Here is a 345-nt window from a genome sequence, read left to right as displayed (position 1 = left end):
ACAGCGGCGCACTCTGATGCACGAACGGCAACGGCACGAACTCGGTGAACCCACCCGTGCGGTCCTGAATCCCGGACAACACCCGCAGATGCCCCACCCAGTGCTTGGGGTTGTCCACGTGCCCGTACATCATCGTCGAACTCGACCGCAACCCCACCTCGTGCGCCGTGGTCACCACCTCCACCCAGGTGGCGGTGGGCAACTTCCCCTTGGTGAGCACCCACCGCACCTCGTCGTCGAGGATCTCCGCGGCGGTACCGGGAATGGTGTCCAGACCGGCCTCGCGCAGTTCGGTCAGCCAGTCCCGGATGCTCTGCCCACCCCGGGAGGCGCCGTTGACGATCT

The 345-nt window shown here is 66.7% G+C and carries 1 pseudogene; it reads right to left on the bottom strand.

The annotated features are described in order from the left end of the window. A pseudogene (fbiC, locus tag P3H15_RS56055) lies at nucleotides 1-345 on the bottom strand (7,8-didemethyl-8-hydroxy-5-deazariboflavin synthase); the annotation flags it as partial.

Origin of the sequence: Rhodococcus sp. T2V (assembly GCF_029269925.1) — a bacterium.
Taxonomy (GTDB): domain Bacteria; phylum Actinomycetota; class Actinomycetes; order Mycobacteriales; family Mycobacteriaceae; genus Rhodococcus_F; species Rhodococcus_F koreensis.
Note: the sequence above shows the minus strand (reverse complement) of the source record. Positions and strands in the feature narration are given on the sequence as shown.